The following is a 6,491-nucleotide window of genomic DNA, read 5'->3' as shown; positions in this document are numbered from 1 at the left end:
CCGGGGCGCCGCCGTAGGTCTGGCCGTAGCCGTCGTCGTAACCGCCGGCCTGGGGCTGGGCGGGGTAGCCGGCCGGGGCGGCCTGCGGCAGGACGGTGGTCGGACCGCCGGGGGCCTGCTGCGGCAGCACGTTGGTCTGGCCGTACGGGTCGTGCTGCTGCGGGTAGCCGTTCTGGTCGTAGCCGTACCCGGGGGCGCCCATGCCGTACGCGGCCGCCTGCTGGGCGGCGGCCACCGGCAGGCCGTCGAGGAAGCGCTCGATGTCGGCGCGCATCTCGTCGGCGCTCTGGTAGCGGTAGTCGCGGTCCTTGGCGAGCGCCTTGAGCACGATCGCGTCGACCTCGGGGCGCACCTCGGGGTCGAAGACGGACGGCGGCTGCGCCTCCTCCCGGACGTGCTGGTAGGCGACGGCCACCGGGGAGTCGCCGACGAACGGCGGGCGGACGGTGAGCAGCTCGTAGAGCAGGCAGCCGGTGGAGTAGAGGTCGGAGCGGGCGTCCACCTGCTCGCCCTTGGCCTGCTCCGGGGAGAGGTACTGGGCGGTGCCGATGACGGCGGAGGTCTGCGTCATCGTCATGCCGGCGTCGCCCATCGCGCGGGCGATGCCGAAGTCCATCACCTTGACGTTGCCCTGGCGGGTGAGCATGACGTTGGCGGGCTTGATGTCGCGGTGCACGATGCCGGCCCGGTGCGAGTACTCCAGGGCCTGCAGGATGCCGATGGTCATCTCCAGCGCCCGCTCCGGCAGCAGCCGGCGGCCGGAGTGCAGCAGCTCGCGCAGCGTGGAGCCCTCGACGTACTCCATCACGATGTACGGGATGGAGATGCCGTCGATGTAGTCCTCGCCGGTGTCGTACACGGCGACGATCGCGGGATGGTTCAACGACGCCGCGGACTGCGCCTCGCGGCGGAAGCGGGCCTGGAACGACGGATCACGGGCCATGTCGGCCCGGAGCGTCTTCACGGCGACGGAGCGGCCGAGCCGGGTGTCATGGGCGAGGTACACCTCGGCCATGCCGCCGCGTCCGAGGACGCCGCCGAGCTCGTACCTGCCGCCGAGGCGACGAGGCTCTTCCATAGTTCCGACCCTCTCCCTCACCCGCCGGTGAGGTTGTGACGTAGGTGTCCCCACACGCTCCGTGTGACGCCGTCCGGGCCCCGGGTGGTTCTGCGGTCAGGACCGTCCGGTGCCGCGCGGACGGCAACGGGTACACCCGTTGCTGCGGATACGCTACCGGTCGGACCGTGCGGGACCCGAGTCGGCCGCAGGCCGATATCAGACCGGTATCCGGACAGGGGTGCCGATCGTGACATTTCCCTCACTCCCGGACGCATGCCCTCACTTGCCCAGGACGGCCTGCATCACCGACTTGGCGATCGGCGCGGCGAGCCGGCCGCCGCTGATGCCGTCGCGGTTGTTGGAGCCGTCCTCGACGACCACCGCGACCGCGACCGAGCGGCCGTCGGAGCCCTGGGCGTACGAGGTGAACCAGGCGAACGGCAGGCCCGCGTTGCCCTCGCCGTGCTGGGCGGTGCCGGTCTTGCCGCCGACGGTGACGCCGGGGATCCGGGCGTTCTTGCCGGTGCCGTTCTCGACCACCGAGACCATGAGCTCCTGGAGCTTCTGCGCGGTGGCCGGGCTGACCGGCTGGGAGAACTGCTTGTCGGTGTGCTTGGAGATGGTGGTCAGCGAGGCCGAGCGCTCCTCGGCGACCAGGTAGGGCTGCATCAGGGTGCCGTTGTTGGCGATCGCCGCGGAGACCATCGCCATCTGCAGCGGGGTGGCCTGGGTGTCGTGCTGGCCGATCGCGTCCTGGGCGGTGCCGTCCGGGGTGGAGTTGGACGGGAAGACGCTCTTCACGGAGCGGATCGGCGTGTCGACGGTGCTGTTGAAGCCGAACTTCTCGGCCTGCACCCGCATCTTGTCCTTGCCCAGGTCGGCGCCCATCTTGGCGAACACCGTGTTGCAGGACTGGTCCATGCCGGACTTGATGGTGGCGTTGCCGCACTGCTCCCGGTCGGACTCGTTCTTCAGCACGAAGTTGGTGCCCGGCAGGGTGTACGGGTCCGGCGTCTGGGTCTGGTCGTCGATGTTCTGGTACAGGCCGTTCTCGAACGCCGCCGCCGCGGTGACCAGCTTGAAGGTCGAGCCGGGCGGGTACGTCTCGCGCAGCGCCCGGTTGAGCATCGGCTTGTTGGGGTCGGCGTTGAGGTCGGTCCAGGCCTTGGAGTCCGCCTCCGTGTTGCCCGCGAAGCTGCCCGGGTCGTAGGACGGCGTGGAGACCAGGGCCAGGATCGCGCCGGTCTTCGGGTCGAGCGCGACGACCGCGCCCTTCTTGTTGCCGAGCCCCTCGAAGGCGGCCTTCTGGGCCTTGGAGTTGATCGTGGTGACGACGTCGCCGCCGCGCTTCTGCTCGCCGGTCAGCATGTCCAGGGTGTTGCGGAAGAACAGCCGGTCGTCGCTGCCGGAGAGGATGCCGTCCTCCAGCTGCTCCAGTTGGCTCGACTCGAAGGCCTGCGAGGAGTAGCCGGTGACGTGGGCGTACATCTGGGGATCGATCCAGGACCGCTTGTACTTGTAGCGCAGGCCGTTCACGAAGGTGGACTGGGTGACCGGCTGGCCGTCGACGACGATGTTGCCGCGCGGGTAGGCGTAGCGGTCGTAGACCTGGCGCTTGTTGTGCTTGTTGCTCGCCCACTCGTCGGCCTGCACGCCCTGGATCCAGTTGGTGCGCACCATGAGGGCCAGGACCAGCACGAGGCAGAAGATCGAGACCCGGCGGATCGGCTTGTTCACGAGGCGGTACCTCCCTGGATCTCGGGTGTGGGGGTGGGTTCCACCCCGGGGCGGCGGGCGTTGTCGCTGATCTTCAGCAGGATCGCGACCAGCGCCCAGTTGGCGACCACCGAGGACCCGCCCTGGGCGAGGAACGGCATGGTCATACCGGTCAGCGGGATCAGACCGGTGACACCGCCGGCGACCACGAAGACCTGCAGTGCCATCGCCGAGGAGAGGCCGACGGCGAAGAGCTTGCCGAACGGGTCGCGGGCGGCGATCGCGGTGCGCAGGCCGCGCTGGATCAGCAGGGCGTACAGCATGAAGATCGCCATCATGCCGGTGAGGCCGAGCTCCTCGCCGAAGGAGCCGAGGATGAAGTCGCTCTTGGCGGCGAAGTCGATCAGCCAGGAACGGCCCTGCCCCAGTCCGGAGCCGGTCACCCCGCCGGAGCCGAACGACATCAGCGCCTGGCCGATCTGTTCGGTGGCGTACGGCGGATGGTTGGGCGCGAAGGCGGCCATCGGGTCGAGCCAGGCGTCGATGCGGGTCTTCACGTGGCTGGTGGTGGAGGCCACCGCGACCGCGCCGCCGACCGACATCAGCAGGCCGAAGACGATCCAGCTGGTCCGCTCGGTGGCGACGTAGAGCATCACCACGAAGAGGCCGAAGTACAGGAAGGACGAGCCGAGGTCGTTCTCGAAGACCAGGATCAGCAGGCTGAGCAGCCAGATCACGATGATCGGGCCGAGGTCGCGCCCGCGCGGCAGGTACAGGCCCATGAAGCGGCGGCTGGCCAGCGCCAGGGCGTCCCGCTTGACCATCAGGTAGCCGGCGAAGAACACGGTCAGGATGATCTTGGCGAACTCGCCGGGCTGGATCGAGAAGGCGCCCATCCGGATCCAGATCTTGGCGCCGAAGTCCTCCTTGCGCTCCGGGAAGAACGCCGGTGCGGCGAGCAGGATCAGGGCCACCACCATCGAGATGTAGGTGTAGCGCTGGAGGACCCGGTGGTCCTTCAGGAAGACCATCACCACGATGAAGCCCGCGATGCCCAGGCCCGACCACATCAGCTGGTTGGGGGCGGCCGCGAAGTTGTTGTGCAGCAGCGGCCCGGCCTTGTCGAGCCGCCAGATCATCACCAGGCCGAGCCCGTTCAGCAGGGTGGCGATCGGCAGCATCAGCGGGTCCGCGTAGGGCGCGAACCGGCGCATCAGCAGGTGCGCGATCAGCGCGAGCGCGCCCATGCCGGCGCCGTAGCCGAGCATGCCGGTCGGCAGCGTGCCGTCCATCGCCAGGCCCACGTTGGCGTACGCCAGGACCGGCAGCACCACCGCGAAGGCGAGCATCGCCAGCTCGGTGTTGCGCCGGTTCGGCGACGACTGCGGGGAGATCGTGGTGTTGCGGCGGCGCCGCGAGGACGCGCGATCGGCCGGCACGCCGGTGTCCCGGCGGCCCGCGTCGCTGCTCACGTCGAAGGTGCTCATGCTCCCGCCTCGCTGCGCCCGGCAGGGGCATTCGCCCGTACGCGCCTCTTGGTGGCTCTCCCCCGGCCCTCGGCCGGGGGGACGCCCATGCTTCGCTCACTCACGTCGTAGCCGCTCCCTGACGGCCGGCGGGCCCGCGCCGGGCGGGCCTATGTCGGGTCGCGTCCATCACGGCTTCGGGCAGGAGTCGGCGCGCTGCCGCTCCTCGTCGCTCAGGCCGGGCAGGTCGCCCTGCGGGGGGGCGGGGGCCGTCGGGGCCGCGGCGCTCTGGCTGGGCACGGCGGTCGGGGTCGGCGTGGCCGCGGGGACGCCGGCGGCCGGGGCGCGGCCGGTGGCGGACGGGCTGGGCGGCGTGGTGGCCGTCACGAACCCGGCGTGCGTCGCGACCGTCCCGGCGGCCTGCTGGGCCGGCTGCTGGCCGGGTGCCGGGGTGGTGCTCTGGGCGGGCGGGTTGGCGGCCGCGGCCCGGACGTCGGCGACCTTCCGGCAGAACGCGGCCTGCTCGCCCAGCTTCCGCACCTTGTCGTCGGCGTCGCCGAGGCTGACCGCCGAGATGGTGTTGGTGACGTGGGTGCGCTGGTCCTGCGGCAGGTACTTGAGTTCGATGTCCTTGTACGGCGTGTGCACCGAGGACAGGCTCAGGCCGGCCAGGCTCTGGTTGACGCCCTGGTAGACCGCGACGTGGTCGCCCTCGGCGCCGACGTAGTACTGGCTCTGGGTCCACTGGTAGCCGAAGAAGCCGCCCGCGCCGAGCAGGCCCACGGTGACCAGGCCGATCAGCGAGAAGGTCAGCGCCCGGTTCCCGCGCTTCTTGCGGGGCGGCCCGTCGTCGTAGTCCTCGGCCCCGTAGACCGGGGGCTCGGTGCCGTCACGGCCCCCCGGGTAGCCCTCGGCCGGCCCGAAGCCGTCCTGGCCGTCCGGGTGGCCGGCGCCGTAGCCCTCGGCGGGGCCGAAGGCGCCCTGCGGGCCGCGGCCCAGTCCGGCGGCGCGGCCGGCCGGGGTGTCCGCGATCGAGCGGTCGGCGGCGGCCGAGGACGGCGGGGTCTCGGCGACCGCGCCGACCACCACCGGCACGTCGTTGAACCGGCCGCTCAGGGTGTCCGTGGCGCCGACGTCCAGGACGTCCGCCACGATGCAGGTGATGTTGTCCGGGCCGCCGCCGCGCAGGGCGAGCTGGATCAGCTCCTGCACGGTCTGCTCGGGCGAGTAGAAGCTGCCCAGGGTCTCCTGGAGGGTCTGGTGGCTGACCGGGCCGGAGAGGCCGTCGGAGCAGATCAGGTAGCGGTCGCCGGCCCGGACCTCGCGGATCGACAGGTCGGGCTCGACCTGGCCGCGGCCGTCCAGGGCGCGCATCAGCAGCGAGCGCTGCGGGTGGGTCTCGGCCTCCTCGGGCGTGATCCGGCCCTCGTCGACCAGCCGCTGCACCCAGGTGTGGTCCTGGGTGATCTGCACCAGCGCGCCGTCCCGCAGCAGGTAGGCGCGGGAGTCGCCGACGTGCACCAGGCCCATCCGCTGGCCGGTCCAGAGCATCGCGGTGAGGGTGCAGCCCATGCCCTCCAGCTGCGGATCCTCCTCGACCATCTGGCGGAGCCGGTCGTTGGCGCCCTGGACCGCGTCGCCGAGCAGGGTCAGCAGGTCGGCGCCCGGTACGTCCTCGTCCAGCCGGACGATCGAACCGAGCACCTCGGAGGACGCGACCTCACCGGCCGCCGCGCCGCCCATGCCGTCGGCCACGGCCAGCAACCGCGGGCCGGCATAGCCGGAGTCCTCGTTCCCCTCCCGGATCAGTCCCTTGTGGGAGCCGGCGGCGAAGCGCAGCACCAGGGTCATGCGACCTGTGCCCCCCTCTGGGTCATGGACGGGATGCTGTCCCTCATGCGCTACTACTTCCGCAGTTCGATGACGGTCCTGCCGATACGGATCGGCGTGCCCGGCTGGAGCGGGGTCGGCGCGGTCAGGCGCTGACGGTCCAGATAGGTGCCGTTGGTGGAGCCTAGATCCTCCACCGTCCACTGCCCAGTCTGGTCGGGATAGATCCTGGCATGCCGGGAGGACGCGTAGTCGTCGTCCAGCACGATGGTGGAGTCGTGGGCCCGGCCGAGCGTGATGGTCTGGCCCTGCAGCGCGACGGTGGTGCCGGCCAGCGAGCCCTGCACCACGACGAGCTGGGTCGGGGCACCGCGGCGCCGCCCGCCGCCCTGCGTCTGCGGGCCGCCGGGGGCCGGCTG

At 71.3% G+C, this 6,491-nt stretch carries 5 protein-coding genes; all 5 read right to left on the bottom strand.

Going from position 1 to position 6,491, the window contains the following annotated elements:
- Positions 1-1,078 (bottom strand): Stk1 family PASTA domain-containing Ser/Thr kinase (pknB, locus tag ABD308_RS35700; protein WP_344344241.1); only part of this gene is annotated, 1,078 nt, incomplete at its 3' end.
- A 261-nt stretch (positions 1,079-1,339) separates the two neighbouring features.
- Positions 1,340-2,797: a peptidoglycan D,D-transpeptidase FtsI family protein gene (locus tag ABD308_RS35695; protein WP_344344239.1), complete on the bottom strand. Its 1,458-nt coding sequence runs from the start codon at positions 2,795-2,797 to the stop codon at positions 1,340-1,342.
- Positions 2,794-4,263: an FtsW/RodA/SpoVE family cell cycle protein gene (locus tag ABD308_RS35690; protein ID WP_344344237.1), complete on the bottom strand. Its 1,470-nt coding sequence runs from the start codon at positions 4,261-4,263 to the stop codon at positions 2,794-2,796. Before ABD308_RS35690 ends, ABD308_RS35695 begins: the two co-directional genes overlap by 4 nt.
- 168 nt (positions 4,264-4,431) lie before the next feature.
- Positions 4,432-6,093, bottom strand: coding sequence for a PP2C family protein-serine/threonine phosphatase (locus ABD308_RS35685; RefSeq protein WP_344344235.1), 1,662 nt, complete (start codon positions 6,091-6,093; stop codon positions 4,432-4,434).
- Between the two features lie 53 nt (positions 6,094-6,146).
- Positions 6,147-6,491: FHA domain-containing protein FhaB/FipA (locus ABD308_RS35680; RefSeq protein ID WP_344344233.1), on the bottom strand; the 345-nt coding region annotated here is incomplete at its 5' end.

This window comes from Kitasatospora putterlickiae (assembly GCF_039527695.1).
In the GTDB taxonomy this organism is placed as follows: domain Bacteria; phylum Actinomycetota; class Actinomycetes; order Streptomycetales; family Streptomycetaceae; genus Kitasatospora; species Kitasatospora putterlickiae.
The sequence above is the reverse complement of the archived record's forward strand: the minus strand, read 5'-3'. Positions and strand labels throughout refer to the sequence as shown.

Bases quoted from the DNA above. Each gene is read 5' to 3' on its own strand.
- ABD308_RS35690 (WP_344344237.1), bottom strand. From the start codon at position 4,263: ATGAGCACCTTCGACGTGAGCAGCGACGCGGGCCGCCGGGACACCGGC.
- ABD308_RS35685 (WP_344344235.1), bottom strand. From the start codon at position 6,093: ATGACCCTGGTGCTGCGCTTCGCCGCCGGCTCCCACAAGGGACTGATC.